The following is a 22,276-nucleotide window of genomic DNA, read 5'->3' as shown; positions in this document are numbered from 1 at the left end:
ATGACACAAAGCATGTCCCGTGTAGCACATTGCCTAGACAATGGCCCCATGGAAGGCTTCTGGGGTATCTTGAAGCGCGAGATGTACTACAGGCGCAGATTTACTTCTCGGCAAGAGTTGGTTGAGTCAATTGAGGAATATATAAGATATTACACTTATGACAGACCACAGCGTCATTTAGGCATACGAACCCCAAGTGAGTACCACGAAAAACTGGTTGGAGCTGCATGAAAAAAGCTGCTCGCATTAGTTGCGAGCAGCAATGAATATTTTTATTTTTTTACCTGTCCACTTGACGGGGAGCACACCAATGCGGGGCTTTTTGCGTGGGCAAAAGGATTTTTGCCTTTTTTGTCTAATTTTTCCCATAGAAGGAAAGCATGACAGGAAGAGTTCTATGGCGATAGGATGGGCAGGATCATGGGCAAATTCAAAGATAAGATTGAAAAAAACAGCGACAGCGTCTTAAATATGCTTGCAAATGAAAATCCCTTTGATGTGCTTTATTCAGCACGCAATTCCGGGAAATGGAAGGTCTGTTATGATGCGCAGGGCAATATCAGCAAAATGTCCTGGAGCGACTCGTTCAAAACAATGCTCGGCTATGCGGACGATGCCGAATTTGCGGAAGTCATGTCCCATTGGACGGAGTATGTTTTGCCGGAGGACAGGGGACGCCTGCTGAAGCATATCGGCAAGGTCGACAAATGCCAGGAACACGAAGCCGTTTTCCATGTTGAATTCCGCATGTGGCGCAGGGACAAGGTGACGCGGTGGTTTCATATCGCTGTGAGCAAGCTCAAGGACAGGGATGGCTATCCCTGGCAGGCCTTGGGGATAATCACGGATGTCACGGAGCAGAAGCGGCTGGAACTGCAGCGCCAGATGTATAAGGTGCTGGCGCAGGAATTCCTGACGACCTATATCATCGATGCTGTGAACCATAAGCTGCGCGTTGTCCGCAACGAGGGCAAGGCTGAAAATGCGAATGCGGAGCTCGCGGCCTTCGATGGCGGCTCCTATGAGGAGTTCATCGAGAAGCTCTGCGATAAGCATATCGTCCCCGAAGACCGTGCCCGGATCAAGCGGGATGTCGCAATCGATTCGCTGATGGATAAGACCCAGTCGGGAAAGCTCTATCAAATCAATTTCATGCTGGTGGATGAATGCGGGAAGCGCTGCTACTATCAAGGGACGTACTCGCGCATCCTCGATGAGAATGGCAACGTAGCCTTTTTCTATGGCTGCCGGGATGTCAGCGAGATTGTCGAGAAGGAGAAGAAAAAGCAGGAGGAGATACAGGAGCGGCGCCGGCAGCTGGCCGAGGCCTATGAGACCCAGGAGGCACAGCTTGAAGAGATCCGCGTGCTCAATGATGAGCTCGAGATAGCCAAGGATGCGGCGAACGCGGCGAACAAGGCCAAGACGGCCTTCCTGTTCAATATGTCCCATGACATCCGCACGCCGATGAATGCCATCATCGGCTTCACGAACCTCATCGAGAAGAACATTGACGATAAGGAACAGGTGCGGGACTATCTGAAAAAGATACAGGCCTCCAATGAGTTCCTGCTCTCCCTCATCAACAATGTGCTCGAAATGGCCCGCATCGAAAGCGGCAAGGCGACGATCGACGAATCCTATGGCAATGCCCGCGAGATCTATCAGGCAATCTGTGCGGTATTCGAGGCGCAGATGAAGGAAAAGAAGCTCACGTTCAACCATACCATCGATGTGGAGCACGAAGACCTGCTGGTGGATTTCACCAAGTTCCGGGAAATCATGCTGAATCTCATCAGCAACGCCTACAAATACACTCCCGAGGGTGGCAGCGTATCGATGGATATCCGGGAAATCCCCTCCCATGAGGAAGGCTATGCGCTCTATCAGGTCACGATAGCCGACACGGGTATCGGCATGCCGGAAGATTTCCTGCCACATCTCTACGAGGCCTTCTCGCGGGAGAAGACGACAACCCAGAGCGGCATCATGGGCACAGGCCTTGGCATGCTGATCGTCAAGGAGCTGGTAGACCTGCTCGGCGGTACCATCAAGGTCACGAGCAAGCTCGGCGCCGGGACGACCTTTGTCGTGACCTTCCCGTTCCGCATCACCGAAAAGATCATGATCCATACCGGCAAAAAGGAAAACGCCGTGCGGGATTATACGAAATTCCAAGGGCTGCGGATCCTGCTGGCCGAGGACAATGAGCTCAATGCGGAAATCGCGGTGGCGATCCTGACCGAAAAAGGATTTGTGGTCGATTATGCCGAAGATGGCGTAGAAGCGGTGGATAAGGTGGAGCATTCAAAGCCTGGGGACTATGATCTGATACTCATGGATATCCAGATGCCGCGGATGAATGGCTATGAGGCAACGCGGACAATCCGCAAGCTCAAGGAGCCCTATAAGTCAGGGATCCCTGTCATCGCGATGACGGCCAATGCCTTTGATGAGGACAAGCACCGGGCTGTCCTGGCGGGCATGAACGACCATGTGGCCAAACCCTTTGAGGTGGACAAGCTGTACGATACTATTGAGATGGTGCTGCTCGATCCCAACCGCTATGTCCATAATGACGCCCTGGAGGCCTTCCGGGAAAAGTACCAGAAGCTTGGCTGCCTATGCGGGTTCTTTGTCTATCGGGCGGGGTTTGATGAGCAGATCATCTATGCCGATTCCGACACGGCAGCGATCTTTGGCTGCGCGACGACGGTGGAGTTCATGCAGTTTGTCGGCGGCTCCTTCAAGACGATGGTACATGTTGAGGATGTCTTTGCCGTACAGCAGGCCATCGAAGAGCAGCAGAGCAAATCGCAGGATAACATGGACTACATCGACTATGACATCGTCCGCAAGGACGGGGCCATCCGGCACGTGGCGGATGTAGGGTATAAGGTGTTCAACGGGACAGAGTATGTCTATTACGTCTATATCGCCGATGTCACTGAGCTGGACATGGACTGACAGAACGGGATAAGTGTAGTATAATAAGTTGGTGCAAATATTTAGTAAAAGGTGATAGTCCATGAGAGTTTTCTCGAAGCTGACAGCTTTGAGCAGAGAATACAAGAATATTGTCGTGGCCCTGGGCATGTTTGACGGCGTGCATATCGGCCATCAGAGCATTGTCCGGCGGGCTGTGGAGCTCGCTCGGGAGATCGACGGCACGGCCGTGGTCTTCACGTTCAGCAATCATCCGCTGGCCGTCGTCGCGCCTCAGGCACTGCCCAAGCAGATCGGCAACAACCTGCTGCGCGAGCGGCGCCTGGCGGAGCTGGGGGTCGATGTGCTCGTCTCGATTCCGTTCACGAAGGAGTTTGCCAGCAAGAGCCCGAAGGCCTTCCTTGAGCTCCTGCAGCAGCTCTTTGCGCCGCGCTATGTGGTCACAGGGCCGAACTACACGTTTGGCAGCAAGGGAAGGGGTACCCAGCGCCAGCTGCTGCGGGAAGGCCCTGCCTACGGCTTCCAGGCCGAGGTCTGCCAGGCCGTGCTGCGCGATGGCCGCGCAGTCAGCAGCACCCGCATCCGGGCCCTGGTTGACAAGGGGGCACTGCAGGAGGTCAACGACTTCCTGGGCTATCCCTTCACGGTGGTCGGCCGCGTCATCCATGGCGACCGGCGCGGACGCACGCTGGGCTTCCCGACGGCGAATCTTGCCATTCCCGACGAGCGCGTGATGCTGCCCAATGGCGTCTATGCCTGTGATGTTATCCATGCAGGCAGGCATTATGCCGGCCTTGCCAATATCGGCGACAATCCGACCTTTGAAGGCTGCAACCGCCGTCTGGAGGTCAATATCCAGGACTTCAGCCAGGACATCTACGATCAGGTCATCGAGGTGCGGTTCCTGGCCAAGCTGCGCGAGCAGCAGAAATTCGCGGGCAAGGAGGAGCTCATCGCGCAGATGCATCGCGACCGCGAGAATGCGCGCCGCTACTGGCGGGGATAATTGCATTTTCCCATTTACAAGCGGCTGCATTCTATGCTATACTATCAAAGGTAATTTTTACCGCTGACCTCAGCTCAGCCTGCGAAGTACTCCGACGCACGCTTAGCTGATGGCTGAAAATCTTATTTTACAGGAGGAGTTTACAAATGTTGACTCAGGAAGCAAAACAGGAAATCATGCAGAAGTATGCCGTTCACGAGGGTGACACGGGTTCGCCGGAAGTACAGATCGCTGTTCTGACGGCTCGCATCCAGTACCTCACGGAGCATCTGAAGGAGCACAAGAAGGATCATCATTCCCGTCGTGGCCTGCTCAAGATGGTTGGTCATCGCCGCCGTCTCCTCAGCTACCTCTACAAGACGGACATCGAGCGTTATCGTTCCATCATCGCTAAGCTCGGCATCCGCGCTACGATTGGCTAATCGTCAGACGATTCCTGACAAAAAAGCGGGTTTAATCCCGCTTTTTTTACTTTGAAAAAGGATATTTTTCCAATACGTCGAAATGGATACAGTATATTGGAATAAACGACATACGCTATACTAGGAGGAAATGATTCATGCAGAGTTTCGAGATGGAACTGGGGGGCCGCAAGCTCATCATTGAGAACGGCAAGATGGCCAAACAGGCAAATGGTGCGGCACTGGTTCGCTATGGCGATACGGTCGTGCTCGTCACGGCTACGGCATCTGCCGAGCCGCGCGAGGGCGTTGACTTTTTCCCGCTGACGGTAGACTATGAGGAAAAGATGTATGCAGCAGGCAAGATTCCCGGCGGCTTCATCAAGCGTGAGGGCCGTCCGTCGAGTGACGCAATCCTTTGCGCACGCCTTATCGACCGTCCAATCCGTCCGCTGTTCCCGAAAGGCTTCCGCAACGATGTCCAGATCGTGGCAACGGTTCTGTCGGTAGAGCAGGACAATGCACCGGAGCTTGCCGCGATGATCGGCGCTTCGGCAGCGCTTACGGTATCCGATATCCCGTTCATGGGGCCGATTGCCGGTGTCCGTGTCGGCCGCGTAAATGATGAATTCGTCATCAACCCGACCGAGGAGCAGCGCAAGGTTTCGACGCTGAACCTCACGGTTGCCGGCTCGAAGGATGCCGTCATGATGGTTGAGGCCGGTGCCAACGAGCTGCCCGAGGATGTCATCCTCGACGCTATCCTCTATGGCCATAAGGAAATCCAGCGCATCGTTGCTTGGCAGGAAGAGATCCAGCAGGCTTGCGGCAAAGAAAAACGCGAAGTCAAGCTGTTCACGGTCCCCGAGGAACTGGAGAAAGCCATCAGCGACTACGCCAAAGACCGTCTCGACGAAGCAACCCGCAATCCGGACAAGCTCGACCGCGATGCCCATATCGCAGACATCAACGCCGATGTCATGGAGCATTTCCTCGTGGACTATCCGGAGATGGACAAAGAGATCGCCATGGCTCTGCATGACCTCGAGAAATCCATCGTCCGCCATATGATCACCCATGAGAAAATCCGTCCGGACGGCCGTGAGGTCGAGGAAGTCCGCCCGGTAAGCTGCGAAGTCGGCCTGCTGCCGCGCACCCATGGCTCGGGTCTCTTCACCCGTGGCCAGACCCAGGTGCTCACGGTCACGACGCTGGGTTCGCTGGGGGATGAGCAGATCATCGATGGCCTCGGACCTGAGACGAAAAAACACTACATCCATCACTATAACTTCCCGGGCTACTCCGTCGGTGAGGCTAAGCCAATCCGCAGCCCGGGCCGCCGCGAGATCGGCCATGGTGCCCTGGCTGAGCGCGCTCTCGTGCCGGTCATTCCGTCGATTGAGGAGTTCCCGTACACGATCCGCCTGGTATCGGAGATCCTCGAGTCCAACGGCTCGAGCTCCATGGGCTCGGTCTGCGGCTCGACGCTGTCCTTGATGAACGCCGGCGTTCCCATCAAGCGTCCGGTATCGGGCGTTGCCATGGGCCTCGTCAAAGAGGGCGATGCCTATACGATCCTCACCGATATCCAGGGCATGGAAGATGCTCTGGGCGATATGGACTTCAAGGTCGCTGGTACGACCGAAGGTGTCACGGCAATCCAGATGGATATCAAGGTTGCCGGCATCGACCGCAACATCCTCTCGTCGGCACTGCAGCAGGCAAAGCGCGGCCGTGCCTTCATCCTCGGCAAGATGCTCGAGTGCATCGCCGAGCCGGCTGCGGAGCTCTCGCCGTATGCACCGCGTGTCGAGACGATCAAGATCAAAGTGGACAAGATTCGCGACGTCATCGGTACGGGCGGCAAGGTCGTCAAGAAGATCATCGATGAGACGGGTGTCGAAATCGACATCCACGAAGATGGTAATATCTTCATCTCCTCTGTTGACGCTGAGGGCATGAAGAAGGCCAAGCAGATGATTGAAGACATCGTCCGCGAAGTCGAAGTCGGCGAAGTCTACACGGGCAAGGTAACGCGCCTGATGAAATTCGGTGCCTTCGTCGAAGTCCTGCCGGGCAAGGAAGGCCTCTGCCATATCTCGCAGCTTTCGAGCCGCCGCGTCGAGAAAGTCGAAGACGTGGTCCAGATCGGCGACCAGCTGCAGGTCAAAGTCGTTGAAATCGACGACAAGGGCCGCGTAAACCTCAGCCACAAGGCTTGCCTCTAAGGCAATAGAATATAAAACTCCGCAGGTTCTACTCGAATCTGCGGAGTTTTTGTTTTGGAAGAAGTTGAAATAGGCTTTATTGTTGTTTAGCGTTGCTTTGTACTCAAGCGATATTTGATAATCGGAAAATTCATTGGTGACACTATATGTATATACAACGTAAAGATTATTTGTTATACATGCGGTTGAGCGGGTTTTCCTTGAAGATGTTGCCCTGTTCGATATAGCGGTGGACCATCTTTTCGGATTTGTGGCGGGTCTGGCGCATGATGGAGAGGGCGTCGACGTCGTGCTGGGCGGCGCTGGTGGCGAAGCCGCGGCGCAGGCTGTGGCCGGCGAATTGCTTCTCGTCGAGTCCGGCCAGCTTGGCGTACTTTTTGACGATGAGGGCCACGGATTTATCGGAGAGCTGCGTGTTGCGCAGGCTGTGTGCCTTGGTGAAGGGCCGGAACAGCGGGCCTGTGTGGATCTGGGCGGCATCGAGCCAGGCCTTGAGGGCCCGCACGGCACAGATTTCTTCATCGGGGGCGTAGGGGATGGCGATGGTGGAGCCGCGGCCGTATTGGTCGCCCTTGGACTGCGGTACAAAAATCATGAGGCCCTGCGGCGTGAAGGTCAGCTCCTCGACCTGGATGCGCACGAGCTCCGAGCGGCGGAAAGCACCGGCAAAGCCGAGGAAGATCAGCGCGCGGTCGCGCAGGGAGACAAGGTCGTTAGCCTCAAAGCAGTCTGCCAGCAGGTAGAGGGTCTCCATGAGGATGGGGGATTTGCCGCGCTGGAAGGTGCCCTTCTCGCGGCGGATGGCAGCCATGGCGGCCCGCACGATGCCGTCCTTGGCGGGATTGTTCTTGCCGCCGTAGCCAGCCGCGATATGGTTCTCGGATATGGCAGTGACGCGGCGGGAGACGGTGTTGGCCTTGGCGTCATCTGCCAGGTCGTTGATGTAGTTGACGATGGTCTCGGGCAGGGCGGGCAGGTCGCGCTCGCCCTGGTGCTGGCACCAGTCGGAAAAGTCGCTCCAGTCCGAGGAGTAGGCCTTCAAGGTGTTGTCGGCCTTGGATTTCTCGAGACGCCGCTTGGCCTTGGCCGAGAGGCGCTGATTGCTTTCGATGCGCTGGTTTTTGACCAGCATGAAATTATCTTTGGGTTTCATAGTTCATCCGTCTTTCTGAAAATATTAACTCTATTATATACGAAAACTGCGGAGGCGTCACGTTGGGAAGTATGTGCGAAAAGACAGAAAAAGGTATATAATGATAGAGATAGTATCTTAGATTGAAAGTGAGGTGCGGCGATGGAATGGCTGCGCAGTATGATAAAACGAAAAGTGATTTGGCTGGCGCTGACCATGGTAGTGGTCAGTCTGAGCTGCTTTTTGCTGATGGTCCAGCACGAGGCGCATTCGGGCTTGCTGCTGTCGCCGCCCTCTGAGCTCACGGCATCGAGCCGCGAGGATCCGCTCTCCTATTCGCCGATGCTCTCGTGGAGCAAGGATACGGAGGCTGTTTATTACGAAGTGGAGTTCTTTGCCTCTAAGCCGCTGCTGCTGTCGGCGACCAGTGATTCGGAGGCGGCAATCTTCCGCAGCTATGCGATATTCCAGAATCACTACAATCCGCCGCTGCGGCAGTTCGCCGCCGGGTATTTAGGCAAGGAGCCGCTCTACTGGCGGGTGCGGGCCGTGGATTTTAATGGCAATCCCTGCACGTCCTTCAGTGAGCTGGCGGAGCTCTGGACGAGCGCTGAGGTTGCACCGCTGCAGGCGCCGGTGCCGTTGACGGATTACAACAACGGCAATGGGTCGGTGCTGCTCTATCCGGTGTACCATTGGCTGCCCCTCAGCGAGGTCACCGGCGGCTACGAGGTGGAGATCTATGCGGGCAATCCCGCCAAGCCGGAGGAGGCACAGCTGCTGGATACGCTGCGCAGCGATGTGGCCGAGCTTTACGATCCGAATCCGCGGTATAGCGACCGGGATCTCTACTGGCGGGTGCGGGGCTTGGATCAGGAGGGCGAGGCGGTCACGCAGTGGTCGCAGCCGAGCCGGTTCCGCACGGCCCCCTCGGACGATTGGCAGGTGGCGGTGCTCGGCGACAGCATCTCCCATGGCGGCGGTCATTATTCGTATGGGCCGGAGGACTTTGAGTTCAGCTGGCTCAGAAGCCTTGGCTTTGCCGCCATCAACCTGTCGGAGTCGGGGGATACGGTGCAGATGACCCTCAGCCGCTTTGAACGTGACGTGCTGCCCTTCCATCCGCAGTATCTGCTGATCCTGACAGGGTCCAACAGCCTGCGGGCAGGCGAGGAACCGGATGTGGTCATTTCGTGCCTGCAGGAGATGCAGCGCCGCTGCCGGGAACACGGGATCCGGCCCATCCTGCTGACCCTGCCGGCCATCAATCCGGACAACATCCAGCATGTGTTCAAGGAAGAGACTGTACCGGATTGGTACAACCGTTTTGCACGGGTGAACTCGTTCATCCGCACGCAGGTGCATATCGATGTCGCTGCTGCCTTTGAATGCCCCGAGCGGGTGCTGCCCACAGTCTATGCGATGGATGGCCTGCATCCCGATGTGATGGGCAAGCGTTTGATGGGCAGGACGGTGAGTGCCGCCTGGCCAAAGGTAAAGGCACAGGCAGATAAGGAATGGGAGAAGCATCATGTACGCGAAAATCCGTGATTACTGTAAGGCCCATCCCCGCCTTTGGCAAGGCTTTTTGCTGGGGGTGGTGATTTTTTTGCTCGGGGCTCTGCTGGTGCTGGAGCTTCTTAGCCGTGGCGCGGCGATGATTTTCAATCATGAGATGCAGAATCAGGACATGCTCAAGGGAACGATAACCGCCGACAGGATTCTGGCGGATTTGACCGGTCATGTGGTGTTCGAGCATCTGGTCTGGAAAAATCCTGAGGGGCAGACCATCCTGGAGGTTCCTTCGGGGAGCCTCCAGGTGCGTCCCTGGGACATCGTGACGAAAAATGTCAAGGCTACGACGCTGCAGGCAGTCACGTTGAACGATGCGCAGGTTTCTGTTTATCTGTCCGATGATATGCAGGTAGACTTCGTGCGGCAATCGCGGGCCATGAATAAGATCGAGGATGAGGATGACGGTGAGGACTGGCGTGACAAGGTCAGTCTGGCTGGCATGAGTGAACAAGAGCGGAAAGCCATTGGCGAGTGGCGGCGCAAACGGCAGGCAGAACGCCTGCATAAGCGCTGGGACAACTTCAACCGGCAGGGCCGCAAGATCCATACGGTGCTGTCGCTTGACAATTGCCGCATGGAGGTATTCTTCAAGAATCGCCATTACCTGATGGATCATGTCGAACTCGAAGCCGATATCAATACTGCGGACAAAATGACAATCTGGCTAAAGACTGGCGGTTTTGGCGGCACGATGATAGGCAATGGCATCACGCTGGAAGGGGAAATCGATTTCCAGGCAGAAAAAGTGCCGGTTTGTGATCTGTATATGAAATTCATCGACGTCGATCCCTCCTCGCTGGATATGGGCATCAACATCCATGATAAGATGACGCTTGATACCCATCTGGAAGGGCCGCTGGCAGATCTTTCGGGGGAAGGCCATGTCCAGATGGATACGCTGCATATCCCAGGCCTTGACTTCACGCATGTGTTTGGCGATTTGTATTACGATGGCCAGTCGCTGCTGTTCAAGGATGTCCACGCCGATGTTTTTGGCGGAATCCTGCAGGCGGAAGGGACGTATGATCTTGATACGCGCTACTACATGCTGCAGGGGCATGGGAAGGATCTGCAAACTGCGCGGGGGCTGCCGGGCAGCAAGCTTTATTGCAGTGTCGATATGGATGTGAATGTGTATTCGCGTGGCAGCGCACGGGAGACGACGGTCTGGGGCGCTTTCGAGTCGAAGCCTGGCTCTTATAAACTGCTGCCGTTTAACCGGCTGTCGGGAAAATTCACCAATGAGTACCGCAGCCTGACGTTTACGGATGTCGTGATGGAGCTGCCGGGCTTTACCGCGAAAACAGATGCGCTGAGCATCAAGAATGGCCGGTTGACTTTTGCGCCCATCCGGCTGACCGATGTGCAGGGGCAGCCACTTACGGTTATCGAGAAATATTGACAGTATTTGAAAAATGGTCTTTGTTTATGCTATCATAGTGTTTGTTAGACGTAGAGGAGGACTGTGGTTTGCTGGTTTTGTCCAGAAAAGCAAAAGAAGAAATTATAATTGGTGACAAGATTGTGTTGACCGTCATCAAAGTCGCAGCAGGCAAGATCAAGGTCGGTATCACGGCACCTGAGGATTTCAAGGTGCACCGGCTGGACAAAAAATTGGTGACGCAGCAGGAAAGTGGAGAGGATTCTCATGAAATTTGATACGCAAGCAGGCTATGCTTTCATGCATCTTTATCTGAGCCTGCATCCTAAAAAATCGCCGGCATATGATCCGACGGAGGAAGGTTATCTTTCCGATGTAGAGGAGTCACGCCTGCATCATTTTGCCGAGTTCATTCGCTGCAACGAGCGCGTCCGCGCCCAGCAGCAGTCTCTGCGTGCGGAGACCGAGAGCCAGGGAGCTGGCTGGCAGGACTTCACGCAGCACTTCATGGAGAATGTCCACGGCGATATCGAGTTTGATGATAAGGAGCTCGCCGCGGCCTTTGAGAAATTCAAGGCAGATGTGCATCGCATCTGCAGCCGTCCGCATACGCAGCTGGAAATCGAGATTGCCAAGTCACTGGAGTGACAGAAAACAGCCCTTCGCAGAAGCGAAGGGCTGTTTTTATGATCTATTGTTGCGCCGCTGCTCGTGCAGTGCCGCACATTTTTCGACAATGAGGCGGACGACCCAGGAGGCTGGCCGGGTGGACTTGGTGTGGAACCACTGCTCCACGGTACGGCTCGGGGCGCCGAGCAGGCGCTCACAGTCCCGCGGGGTGATTCCCCAGAGCTCACGCATGAGCTTCATGGGTTCGTCGGCGCAGGCGATGCGGTCGAGCTCGACTGCCTTCTTGAGTTCCTGGACGTCGACGTCGAAGCCGGTCTGGCGCTGGAACCAGTTGGGAATGTCCTCACGGGTAACCTTGGGCATGAATGGCACTTCCTTTCTTGTTTTGCATTCCATATGTTTTATATTCGACGGCTTGGACGTGAATCCTCTTATTTTTCTTTTGCGTGCAGACAAAACGGTGTATTTATGGTAATATAGTGAAGATAAAATTTTGTAAGGAGATGCCCTCACACAATGAAAACCACGATTATCGGCATTGCCGGCGGCACGGGTTCCGGCAAATCGACGTTTACGAATCGCCTCAAGAAACATTTCGGTGATGATGTTACGGTAATCTATCACGACAATTATTACCGTCCGCATGATGACCTGTCCTTCCAGGAGCGTCAGCATATCAACTATGACCATCCGAAGTCCTTGGAGACGGATCTGCTCATCGAGCAGCTGACGGAGCTGCGGCAGGGTCGCAGCGTCGAGTGTCCGGTCTATGATTTTGCCCAGCACACGCGCGCCAAGGAGACGACGATCATCGAGCCGAGCCGCGTCATCATCGTTGAGGGAATCCTGATCCTGCAGGATGAGCGCCTGCGCGATCTGTTCGATATCAAGATCTTTGTCGAGGCCGATGCCGACGAGCGCATCCTGCGCCGCGTGCTGCGCGACATCAACGAGCGCGGCCGTGACCTAGAGAACATCATCGAGCAGTACCTCGAAACCGTAAAGCCGATGCATTATCTCTATGTCGCACCGACGAAGAACGTAGCCGATATCGTCATCAACAGCGGCCTCAACAATGTCGCCTTTGATATCATCAAGACGAAGATCCAAGCGCTGCTGGCTGCCAGCGAAAACGAATAATTACAAGGATAAAAACAGCGACAGGCTGCAGTGGGAACCTGTCGCTGTTTTTTTACTGCCATTCCAGCCCCAACGAGGTTTCCTCGGCAGGGGCAGTGAATATCAACGTTATGGAGTTATCCTGCAAATCTAGAACTTTGAAATCAATATATCTTATGTATGTAGGTTCCAATTCGTCAATGACATGGCCTTCGCTGTAAACTATCTTTGTCCCATCAGGAGAGGCTGCCCAGCTGCCTAAATGACCGGAATCGTGGATGACAGCGATCAACTTTTTATAGGTTTCGCCATCAAAACCGCCATCGTTGTTCCGGCTGAAATCGGCAGTTACATCTGCTGTTGTTTTCAGCCCCCAAAAGCAACGTTTATACGCAGTTCTTTTGTATTCATGCTTGAACACGATGCCTTCATAATTGTCTACCTGGCGATAGTCTTGCGAAAAATCCAAATATGTATGGTATAGCACGACTTCTTTTATGAATAGCACGAGCAGGACTACAGCCGCCCCTTTTAAAACCAGTCGCCCAAAGCTCTTTTTCTTCATTTCCAGTCTCCTGTGTTGATAAAATCGCGTTTTATAATATAATGTCGTGCTATCATTATATTGACTAAAGGTTAAATTAAGTTTAAAACTGCGTCCATGTTAATTGTAGTAAGAATACAGAATACTTACTTCAAATCTATCAACTTCATAGCTGTAAAGATGTATACTAGTCATAGGTCAAGGGAAAGGAAGGATTCTGTATGAAAAAGTGTTTGGGTATTGTGTTGGGAGCCGCTATCTGGGGAGCGCTGCTGTATGTGCAGGGGACGCCGGTCATCGATGAGCAGATTGCTGAAGATGTGGTGCGGTCTGTGCATCCCGATACGGCGTTCTGCGAGACGGAGCGCATAGGGGCGGGGGATACGGAAAGTTTCCACGTGGCCTATGTCACTGCGGATATGCACCAGGGCGAGGTGACCTTTGCCAAGGATGGTCATGTCCTGCTGGCAGAAGAATAAAAAAGAATGAACGCTGACAGGAAAATGCGAAAGGCCGCCATCAGGCGGTCTTTTTGTGTATGGGGAAAGTTTTTGACCAGTCAAGCTGACCAGTCAAGTTGACAAGTCAATTTTGACTGGTCAGCTTGACGTCTGGCAGGTGATGGCGGCGCGGCTGTCGAATCCTAACAGCGAAAGAAGGTGAGTCTATGGGAAAAACAGGGTTTTGGCAGCGCAACGATTTATCGCTGCTTTTTCTGCTATCGATTTTTATGAATGGCTTTGAGACAGGCGGTTATCAGGCGGCACTTCTCTATATCGGGCAGGAGTTTGATTTATCGATAGGCCAGCAGGGGATTCTGGCCTCGGTGCAGCTCTTTGCGACGATGATCGCGCCGCTGCTTTTGGGGCCGCTGGCTGACCGCATCGGGAAAAAGATCATGCTGGTGCTCTTTACGGCGACACGGGTGCTGTCGGCAGCCGTCATCATGCTCGCGACGGAGTCGCTGCTGTTTGCCGTGGGCATTTTTACGCTTGGCTTTGCCTGCAGCATTGTCCAGTATGTCGCGATTGCCGGCATGCAGGATGCTTATCCGCTGACGCGCAACCGGCGCATGGGCTACATTACGGCGATGTTTGCGCTCGGGGCTGTGGCAGCGCCGCTGGCCGTAGGTATCTCTATGGAGGGGCCTGGCGGCTGGCGCAGTTTTTTCCTGCTGAGCGGGCTTATCTTCCTGCTTTTGACCGTTGGCCTTGTGCGTACGGAGTTTTTGCCGCGTGAGCTGCTGGCTGTAGATGTGCAGGATGTCAGCAGCAAAGGCATGTATGGCAAAGGCGTGGCCTTCCTCTGCCTGATCATGTTCCTCTATGTTGGCGTTGAGAACGGCGTGTGCTTTTTCCTTAGCAATTTTATGCTGGATACGCTTGCTTCTGCCCGCGGCTATCTGGCGTTATCGCTGTTTTGGCTCGCGATGATTCCGTCGCGGTTCCTTTGCGGCCTGTTTGCCAAACATCGTAGCCGGCTTATCTATATTGCCCCGCTGGGGGCGGCATTGATGCTGGCGCTGCTGACTGTGGTGCAGAGCGAGCTTATGGCCTTTGTGGTAGTCTTTGCGCTCGGCTTTTTCTGTGGCGGTGTCTATCCGAACGTGCTTACCTATGTGGCTGACTTTGCCGGCGGCCGTACGGCGACAGTGACAGCTGCCATTACGGTGGCAACGGGCGTCGGCGCGACGATCATTTCGGCGATTTTTGGCTTCCTGCATGCTGGCTTTGGGTTTACGGGGGCTTTCCTGATCCTGGCAGTGTTCTTAGGCATGGATGGTCTTGTGGCCTGGTTTGTCCCGCGTTTGCGTCCGTGAGGACAGGTTTGCTATTTTGTGCTACAATAGGAAGGCAACTATCAATGTTTTGGAGATGACGTTTTGAAGGTAATCAATTTCTACGGCGGCGCTGGCATCGGCAAGAGCACGATTGCGGCCGATATTTATTCCAAGCTCAAGCGCAGAGGCTATAAGACAGAGCTCGTTGGCGAGTTTGCCAAGTGGCTTTGGTATCAGAATGCGACGGATATCGTCGAGGATCAGCTCTATCTCTTTGCGGAGCAGGCGCATCGGACGCGCACGCTGGCGCGCTACGATATCGACTTTGCTGTCTGCGATTCGCCGCTGCCCCTCAATATCATCTACAACCGTGAGCCGACCGAGGCGTTTGATGCGCTGGTCATGCAGGAGTTTGGCCGCTATGACAACATCAATTATCTGCTGCGGCGCAACGATGAATTCCTGTCGATCGATGGCCGCAAGGAGACGGATCTCGCGCAGGCAAAGGAAAAGGATGCGCAGGTCGTTGCGATGCTGGATAAGTGGGCAGTGCCCTATACGGTCATCGCTCCGTGGGAGACGGATAAGGTAATGATGGATTTGAATCTCTGGAAAGGCTGACGGATTATGACTTTAGATGAATTACAGCCGGGACAGGGAGCGTTCATCACGCGGGTGGACGGCAGTGGTGCGCTGCGCCATCATCTGCTCGATATGGGGCTTACGCCGCATACCGAGGTGACGCTGCAGAAGATCGCGCCGATGGGGGACCCGCTGCAGCTCAAGGTGCGCGGCTATGATTTGACCTTGCGCCGCGATGAGGCCCGCAGTATTGCCATCGAGGGCGTACACCAGCAGGAAGATGAGGCCTATAGCGAGCAGCGCAAACGCGATATCGATCATCCGGGCGTCGGTGAGCTAGGTTATGCGCCGCAGCAGCATCGCCATGATCCGGCGCCGATACCGAAGGGCGCGCCCTTGGCGTTTGCCTTGGTCGGCAATCAGAATTGCGGCAAGACGACATTGTTCAATCAATTGACGGGTACGCATCAGCATGTGGGCAATTTCCCCGGCGTGACCGTTGACCGCAAGGATGGGCAGATCCGCGGCCACCGCGAAGCGCGTGTGACGGACCTGCCGGGCATCTACTCGTTGTCGCCGTATTCGAGCGAGGAAATCGTCACGCGGGATTTCCTGCTGCAGACGCATCCCGATGGCATCATCAATATCGTCGATGCGACGAACCTTGAGCGCAATCTGTATCTGACGATGCAGCTCATGGAGCTCGGCATCCCGATGGTGCTGGCGCTCAACATGATGGATGAGGTGCGCGATAACGGCGGCTCGATTCTCATCAATGAGCTTGAGGCCGTGCTTGGCATTCCCGTCGTGCCGATTTCAGCGGCCAAGAATGAAGGCGTCGATGAGCTGGTGGATCATGCGCTGCATATGGCACGCCATCACCGGCAGCCGATGCGCATCGACTTCTGCAAGGACAGCGAGGCGCAGGGCGATCCTATCGCTGCGGTGCATCGCGCCATCCATGCGACGGCGCATATGATTGAGCCCGAGGCGCGGAAAATCGGGATGCCGCTGCGCTTTGCGGCGACGAAGCTCATCGAAAAGGATGGGCGGATGGCGGACAGCCTGGCGCTGCCGCAGGAAAAGCAGGAGATGTTTGCGCATATCATCACCATCCTGCAGGAGGAGACGGGGCTTGATGCCGAGGCGGCTATGGCCCATATGCGTTTTGTCTTTATCACGAATCTTTGCGCGCAGACGGTAGTGCGCCCGCATGAGAGCCGCGAGCATCAGCGCAGTGTGGCAATCGATCGCATCCTGACCGGCAGGTATACGGCCATTCCGGGCTTTATCGCCATCATGGCCTTTATCTTCGTGATGACATTTGCTGGTATCGGCGCACTGCTGACCGATGGCATGGCGGTCGTGGTCGGCGGCGTAACCGATACGGTGGATGGGCTGCTCGCGGCGACCGGCGTGAATCCTGTCGTCCATGATCTCGTTATCCATGGGGCGCTCGAGGGCATCGGCAGTGTCATCAGTTTCCTGCCGACCATCGTGACGCTGTTCTTTTTCCTGTCTATCCTCGAGGATACGGGCTATATGGCGCGCGTGGCCTTTGTCATGGACCGGCTGCTGCGCCGCATCGGTCTGTCGGGGCGCAGCATCGTGCCGATGCTCGTCGGCTTTGGCTGCTCGGTGCCGGCCATCATGGCCACGCGGACGCTTTCCAGTGAGCGCGACCGCAAGATGACGGTGCTCCTGCTGCCGTTCATGAGCTGCAGTGCCAAGCTGCCAATCTATGCGCTGCTCATCGGTGCCTTTTTCCCGCGCGAGTATCAGGCCGTTATCATGATTGCCCTTTATTTTACCGGCATCGGTGTGGGCATCCTGTTTGCGCTGCTGCTGCGGCGGACGCGGTTCCGCGGCGAGCCGGTGCCCTTTGTCATGGAGCTGCCGAATTACCGCATCCCGTCGGCCAAGAGCGTGGCACGGCTCATCTGGGATAAGGCCAAGGGCTTTCTCATGAAGGCGTTCACCATCATCTTCCTGGCCTCCATCATCATCTGGTGTCTGCAGATGTTCGACCTGCGGCTAAACGTTGCCGAATCGCCCGAGCAAAGCCTGCTGGCGGCTATCGGCAAGCTCGCCGCGCCGATTTTCGCGCCGCTGGGCTTTGCGGATTGGCGTGTGGCTACGGCACTTATCACAGGCTTCATGGCGAAAGAAACGGTCGTATCTACGCTTACGGTACTGCTCGGTGGCGATGCGTCGCTGCTGGCGGGGCTGCTGACACCGCTGACGGCCGTGGTGCTGCTGGTGTTTGTATTGCTCTACACGCCGTGTGTCGCGGCGGTTTCGACCATGCGCCGCGAGATCGGCGGGCGCAATGCGTTCCTGACTGTCATCGTGCAGTGCGTGATCGCCTGGATGGCTGCCTATGCAGTCCGGCTGCTGGCACTGCTGATATCTGCCTGAGAGAAGCGATGGATCTTTGCGGGATCCATCGCTTTTTTCGTTCCTCCCTTACGGCAGAATCCTGCCCTGGAGCAGACTAGATTTCATATCGTGGCAGGAAGATGGCACCTGCTGGGCGAATAAGATAAGGAAGGACTAGCATGGTTATCTGAGGTGAATGGAATGATTATACAAGCACAGGTCATGGGCTATATCGTGACGAATTCCTATTTTTATATAGACGATGAGACAAAGCACGGCTTCCTGATCGATCCTGGTGCCGAGCCGGAGAAACTGCTCGCCATCATCCGGGAGCAGGGCTTCACCATCGAGAAGATCCTGCTGACCCATGGGCACTTCGACCACATCGGTGCGGTGCCGGCCCTGCAGCAGGAGCTGGCGGTGCCGGTTCTCATGCAGGGAAATGGCCGCCAGTATGCCGAAGATCCGGTTTGGAACCTTTCGGCCCAGCTGGAGGAGCCGCTGAACTTGTCTGGGGTCACCTATATCGCGGACAATTCCGATGTGGAGCTTAGGGACAAGCCGGCCTTCGGCCTGCATATGGTGCCTGTGCCTGGCCATACGGCCGATGGCTGTATCTACTATAGCGCGCAGGACAAGATCGCTTTTGTCGGCGACTCGGTTTTCAAGAGCAGCTATGGCCGCACGGACCTGCCTGGCGGCGACGAACGCCAACTGATGCAGGGGATTGTCAGGCATATCCTGTCACTGCCGCCGGATACGGCGCTGCTCTCGGGACACTCCGAGCCGACGACAGTGGCTGCCGAGCGGCAGATGCCCTGGTATCAGGCCCTGCTGTCTGACAGCTGAGACGCTATGCGAAGATGAAGGAGAAAAGGGATGGTTACGATTCGTGTTCTGGTAATGGAACCTTCCGCGACCGCACGGGACACGGTATTGGCAGGGATAAGGAGCCGGTTGGCAGGCGCCCAGCTTGAAGGGGCAACGGAGATGGACGACGCCATCATGAAGATACGCATGTTCAAGCCGGACGTCATCGTGCTGAATCTCTTCCTGGGAATCCAGCAGGCTGACAACCAGATGTTCCTCTCGCTGGTGGTGCATATGACAGAAGCACCCGTGGTGACCTACGGCATGCTCGCCAAGACCAGGAGCTGTGCCGAGTCGATGGGGGCATTTTCCTACCTGGCCAAGCCAAAACCGGGAGCGGACAAGACAATATTCTTCGATGAGCTGGCAGCCTCTATCCGGGCGGCCTGCGAGAAAAACGGGACAAAGGGGCAGAGCATCGGCCGCAGTGCGACGGTGGCCCGGGATATCTGGCCGGCACAGCGTCAGGCGCCGCCCAAGCCTGACGCTGTGCCCCTGAGTGATGGGGCAGCACCGACCGGCACGCGCCCGGCAATCCGCCATACGAATGTGCCGATACGCATCATCGCCATCGGCTCCTCGACAGGGGGAACCAAGGCGCTGTCGGATATCCTGCCGTCGCTCCGGCCGCCGCTGCCGCCCATCGTCATCGCGCAGCACATCCCGCCGCTCTTTTCCGAGCGGCTGGCCGAGCGGCTCAACAATGAGTGCCGCCTGCATGTCAAGGAGGCGGAGGCTGGCGATATCGTCCGGTCCAATACGGTCTACATTGCCCCAGGGCATAAGCACATGACGCTGAAGCGCATCGATGGCGGCTTCCAGCTCGACTGCCAGCCCGGAAGGCCTGTGCACGGTGTCTGTCCATCGGCCGATGTGCTGTTTCACTCGGTGGCCCAGGCGGCGGGCGACACGGCGCTGGGCATCATCCTGACCGGCATGGGCCGCGACGGGGCCGAGGGGCTTTTGGACATGCTGCGCTGCGGGGCGCGGACAATCGGACAGGACAAGCTGAGCTCGGTGGTCTATGGCATGCCGAAAGCGGCCTTTGACATCGGGGCCGTCGAGCAGCAGGTGCCGCTTGCGAAGATAGCCAGGACAATCCAGGAGCTTTGCAGCAAGGATTGATGGCAGCTGAATGGAAATAAGGAGCATAGAAATGAACGATATAACCAAGGAAAAGGGCCAGCCGGCATGGCAGAAATCCGTCGGCGCGGTTCTGGCCTTATCGGATGATTATACCTCTGTGTACTGTGTCAACATGCAGGACGGTGCCATGACAGCCTTTACGACCCAGGATGTATTCCGTCAGGCGATGGACAGGCAGGATACGGAGGCGCTGACCTATGCGGAGGCATTGACCTGCTATGCCGAGCGCCAGGTCTATCCGCTTGACCGCCTGCGCGTCCGGGCAGTGGCCTCGCTGGCTTATGTCAGCAAGATGCTCAAGGACCAGCGCACGTATTCGATTTCCTTTAGCCTGTACGTTGACAAAGAGATACACTTTGCCGAAATGAAATTCGTACGGCTCGAGGAGAAGGATGGCAAACTGGTCTCCGTCGTGCTCGGCATCCGCGAAAACGATGAGCGCATTGGCGGCACGCTGGTCCACCAGCATATCATCAAGGAGGTCGACGCCATCTATTTCTGCGATCTCAACCAGGATATCCTGCGCGTCTACAAGCGGCCCCAGATGGTGCCATTGCCCGATGGCCGGCTGACGACATCGTACAGCAGTGTCATGAAGCGCCTGCTGCCATTGGTCAGCAGTGACCAGCGGACGATGATGCAGAATCTTGCCGATCCGCAATTCGTCAAAGACTATATTGCCGATGAAGAAAGCCGTGAGTTTGTCTATGAGCTGCCGGATTACGAAAAGCCGTGGCGCAGGGCTTTTTTCCAGGTGTATGACCGCGGTGAGGATGGCAAAGCCTCGCGCATCATCCTTTCGATTGCACCGATTGATTACAATCGCGCGAAGGAATTCGAGCTGGCCAAACGGCTGGAGCATCAGCGGGAAAAGCTTGCCAAGCAGCATGAACAGCTCGAACTGGCTTTGCAGCAGGCCAATACGGCTAACCAGGCCAAGACCCATTTCCTTACGAATATGTCACACGATATCCGTACGCCGATGAACGCCATCATGGGCTATACGGCACTGGCGGCGGCGCATCTGCAGGATACGGAATGCGTGCGCAACTATCTGAACAAGATTTCGACGGCCAGCGATCATCTGCTGTCCATCATCAACGATGTGCTCGACATGAGCCGCATCGAAAGCGGCAAGATGGCGCTGAACGTATCGGAAAACAGCTTTGCCGATATCGTGCAGGAGCTGACCTATATCCTGCAGCCCGATATGGATGCGCGGCAGCTGACTTTCTGTGTCGATACCGAAAGGATTGCCAACGAGCGCATCTGGTGTGACCGCCTGCGGCTCAATCAGGTCCTGCTCAACTGCTTGTCCAATGCCGTGAAGTTCACCGAACCCGGCGGCACGGTAGCTCTTGAAATCGCGCAGGACAAGCAGGCTCCGAATGGCTATGGCAGCTTTACTTTTGTCATCCGCGATACCGGCATCGGCATGGCGCCGGAGTTCGTCGCACATATCTTCGAGCCGTTCACGCGCGAGCGGACGAGCACGCAGAGCCGCGTGCAGGGGACGGGCCTGGGTATGGCCATCGTCAAGAATCTCGTCGATATGATGGGCGGCGATATCTCGGTCTGGAGTGAGCCCGGAACGGGAACGGAAATCACCATCAACCTCTTGCTGAAGCTCACGGCCGTGACCGGTCAGGCAGGTATTGCCGGGCATCTGCAGCAGGTGGAAGAGATGTTGGCGGGGGATGCGGGGCAGGCGAAGAAAAGCGGTACATCGCTCGAGCACAGCAGCACGGTCCTGCAGCAGCAGGATCTGCGGGGAAATATCCTGCTGGTCGAAGATAATGAAATCAATGCCGAAATCGTCTATGCGCTGCTCGAAAATACCGACATAAAGATCGACCTGGCCGAAAATGGGGCCATCGCCGTTGATAAGATAAAGGCGGCGCCTGAGGGCGGCTACGATTTAGTGCTCATGGATCTGCAGATGCCCGTCATGAATGGCCTCGATGCTTCGCGGGCCATCCGCAGGCTGCCCAGCAAATGGACGCAGGATATTCCCATCCTGGCGATGACGGCCAATGCGTTTGATGAAGACCGTAAAGCCGCGATGGAAAGCGGTATGAACGATTATATCTTAAAGCCCATTGACCTTCCGAATCTGTTCGAGAAATTGCATGAATATCTGGATTGAAGCGCGAAACCGCAGAAAATAAAAAATGCCCGGCAGAGGAAAGCCTCTGTCGGGCGTTTTTGTGCTTAATCAAGCATGAGCGAGGTTATCGTCCTCGTCATAGACCGGCGTATGCGCCGTTGCAAGCTCGGAAAAATCGAACTGCGGCAATTTTTTCTCGGACAGGTTGCGAACTTTTGCCAGGATATCCTCATCAGCAGCAAAAGGACGGCATTCTTCGAGGCTGCGTTCCATCTGCTGGAGTTCCGGCACGTAGAAGCCAAGCTTATCGGCTACGTATTTGAACGCATAGAAATTCTTCGTAAGTTCACACCATTCAAGATTTTTCATATCAACACTCCTTAGTACATCTTTTTTCCCACATACCATGCTGCCGGGATGCTCGGATGATCCATAAAAGCAGCATGTGTG

At 55.7% G+C, this 22,276-nt stretch carries 21 protein-coding genes; 17 read left to right on the top strand and 4 right to left on the bottom strand.

Annotation, left to right across the window (positions count from 1 at the left end):
* The 5 genes from BM181_RS15785 to BM181_RS10780 all read left to right on the top strand — a co-directional run bounded on the left by BM181_RS15785 (position 1) and on the right by BM181_RS10780 (position 6,581).
* On the top strand, positions 1-231 hold the full coding sequence (locus BM181_RS15785; protein WP_143092169.1) for an IS3 family transposase: 231 nt from the start codon (positions 1-3) through the stop codon (positions 229-231).
* A 189-nt stretch (positions 232-420) separates the two neighbouring features.
* Complete coding sequence (locus BM181_RS10795) at positions 421-2,967, top strand: response regulator (protein WP_177207201.1); 2,547 nt, start codon at positions 421-423, stop codon at positions 2,965-2,967.
* Positions 2,968-3,028: 61 nt separating this feature from the next.
* The gene (gene ribF, locus BM181_RS10790; protein ID WP_075444830.1) at positions 3,029-3,952 is read left to right on the top strand and encodes a riboflavin biosynthesis protein RibF; all 924 of its coding nucleotides are present in this window, start codon (positions 3,029-3,031) and stop codon (positions 3,950-3,952) included.
* Positions 3,953-4,098: 146 nt separating this feature from the next.
* On the top strand, positions 4,099-4,374 hold the full coding sequence (rpsO, locus tag BM181_RS10785; RefSeq protein WP_075428091.1) for a 30S ribosomal protein S15: 276 nt from the start codon (positions 4,099-4,101) through the stop codon (positions 4,372-4,374).
* A gap of 137 nt (positions 4,375-4,511) precedes the next feature.
* Complete coding sequence (locus BM181_RS10780; RefSeq protein ID WP_075444828.1) at positions 4,512-6,581, top strand: polyribonucleotide nucleotidyltransferase; 2,070 nt, start codon at positions 4,512-4,514, stop codon at positions 6,579-6,581.
* A 166-nt stretch (positions 6,582-6,747) separates the two neighbouring features.
* Here the strand turns inward: BM181_RS10780 and BM181_RS10775 are convergent, their stop codons facing one another.
* Positions 6,748-7,734 carry a site-specific integrase gene (locus BM181_RS10775; protein WP_075444826.1) on the bottom strand — a complete coding sequence of 329 codons (987 nt, stop codon included), beginning with the start codon at positions 7,732-7,734 and terminating at the stop codon, positions 6,748-6,750.
* A gap of 159 nt (positions 7,735-7,893) precedes the next feature.
* Here BM181_RS10775 and BM181_RS10770 point away from each other — a divergent pair, with 159 nt between their 5' ends.
* The 4 genes from BM181_RS10770 (at position 7,894) to BM181_RS10755 (ending at position 11,317) form a co-directional block, all read left to right on the top strand.
* Positions 7,894-9,264: an SGNH/GDSL hydrolase family protein gene (locus BM181_RS10770; protein ID WP_256211359.1), complete on the top strand. Its 1,371-nt coding sequence runs from the start codon at positions 7,894-7,896 to the stop codon at positions 9,262-9,264.
* Positions 9,245-10,690 (top strand): hypothetical protein, encoded by a 1,446-nt coding sequence (locus tag BM181_RS10765; RefSeq protein WP_075444822.1) that lies wholly within the window; start codon positions 9,245-9,247, stop codon positions 10,688-10,690. Before BM181_RS10770 ends, BM181_RS10765 begins: the two co-directional genes overlap by 20 nt.
* Positions 10,691-10,758: 68 nt before the next feature.
* Positions 10,759-10,947, top strand: coding sequence for a carbon storage regulator (locus tag BM181_RS10760; RefSeq protein ID WP_075444820.1), 189 nt, complete (start codon positions 10,759-10,761; stop codon positions 10,945-10,947).
* Positions 10,937-11,317: a hypothetical protein gene (locus BM181_RS10755; protein WP_075444818.1), complete on the top strand. Its 381-nt coding sequence runs from the start codon at positions 10,937-10,939 to the stop codon at positions 11,315-11,317. The genes BM181_RS10760 and BM181_RS10755 overlap by 11 nt, the downstream gene beginning before the upstream one ends.
* 36 nt (positions 11,318-11,353) lie before the next feature.
* On the opposite strand, the gene BM181_RS10750 is transcribed toward BM181_RS10755, so the two are convergent.
* Positions 11,354-11,695, bottom strand: a complete 342-nt coding sequence (locus BM181_RS10750; RefSeq protein ID WP_255449247.1) for a hypothetical protein — start codon at positions 11,693-11,695, stop codon at positions 11,354-11,356.
* Between the two features lie 120 nt (positions 11,696-11,815).
* Here BM181_RS10750 and udk point away from each other — a divergent pair, with 120 nt between their 5' ends.
* Positions 11,816-12,439 (top strand): uridine kinase, encoded by a 624-nt coding sequence (gene udk / locus BM181_RS10745; RefSeq protein ID WP_075444814.1) that lies wholly within the window; start codon positions 11,816-11,818, stop codon positions 12,437-12,439.
* Between the two features lie 52 nt (positions 12,440-12,491).
* On the opposite strand, the gene BM181_RS10740 is transcribed toward udk, so the two are convergent.
* Positions 12,492-12,983 (bottom strand): hypothetical protein, encoded by a 492-nt coding sequence (locus BM181_RS10740; protein WP_075444812.1) that lies wholly within the window; start codon positions 12,981-12,983, stop codon positions 12,492-12,494.
* Between the two features lie 200 nt (positions 12,984-13,183).
* Here BM181_RS10740 and BM181_RS10735 point away from each other — a divergent pair, with 200 nt between their 5' ends.
* The 7 genes from BM181_RS10735 to BM181_RS10705 all read left to right on the top strand — a co-directional run bounded on the left by BM181_RS10735 (position 13,184) and on the right by BM181_RS10705 (position 21,865).
* Positions 13,184-13,441 carry a hypothetical protein gene (locus tag BM181_RS10735; protein ID WP_075444810.1) on the top strand — a complete coding sequence of 86 codons (258 nt, stop codon included), beginning with the start codon at positions 13,184-13,186 and terminating at the stop codon, positions 13,439-13,441.
* A gap of 188 nt (positions 13,442-13,629) precedes the next feature.
* On the top strand, positions 13,630-14,781 hold the full coding sequence (locus BM181_RS10730) for an MFS transporter (protein ID WP_075444808.1): 1,152 nt from the start codon (positions 13,630-13,632) through the stop codon (positions 14,779-14,781).
* Between the two features lie 63 nt (positions 14,782-14,844).
* The gene (locus tag BM181_RS10725) at positions 14,845-15,363 is read left to right on the top strand and encodes an AAA family ATPase (protein WP_075444806.1); all 519 of its coding nucleotides are present in this window, start codon (positions 14,845-14,847) and stop codon (positions 15,361-15,363) included.
* Between the two features lie 6 nt (positions 15,364-15,369).
* On the top strand, positions 15,370-17,742 hold the full coding sequence (gene feoB, locus BM181_RS10720; protein WP_075444804.1) for a ferrous iron transport protein B: 2,373 nt from the start codon (positions 15,370-15,372) through the stop codon (positions 17,740-17,742).
* 162 nt (positions 17,743-17,904) lie between these two features.
* The gene (locus tag BM181_RS10715) at positions 17,905-18,552 is read left to right on the top strand and encodes an MBL fold metallo-hydrolase (RefSeq protein WP_075444802.1); all 648 of its coding nucleotides are present in this window, start codon (positions 17,905-17,907) and stop codon (positions 18,550-18,552) included.
* A gap of 30 nt (positions 18,553-18,582) precedes the next feature.
* Entirely contained in the window at positions 18,583-19,698 is a 1,116-nt protein-coding gene (locus tag BM181_RS10710) for a chemotaxis protein CheB (RefSeq protein WP_082336273.1), read from the top strand.
* 31 nt (positions 19,699-19,729) lie between these two features.
* Complete coding sequence (locus tag BM181_RS10705; protein WP_075444798.1) at positions 19,730-21,865, top strand: hybrid sensor histidine kinase/response regulator; 2,136 nt, start codon at positions 19,730-19,732, stop codon at positions 21,863-21,865.
* A 69-nt stretch (positions 21,866-21,934) separates the two neighbouring features.
* On the opposite strand, the gene BM181_RS10700 is transcribed toward BM181_RS10705, so the two are convergent.
* Entirely contained in the window at positions 21,935-22,195 is a 261-nt protein-coding gene (locus tag BM181_RS10700; RefSeq protein ID WP_075444796.1) for a hypothetical protein, read from the bottom strand.
* Positions 22,196-22,276: the final 81 nt, after the last annotated feature.

Origin of the sequence: Pseudoselenomonas ruminantium (genome assembly GCF_900113715.1) — a bacterium.
GTDB lineage: Bacteria > Bacillota > Negativicutes > Selenomonadales > Selenomonadaceae > Selenomonas_A > Selenomonas_A caprae.
Note: the sequence above shows the minus strand (reverse complement) of the source record. Positions and strands in the feature narration are given on the sequence as shown.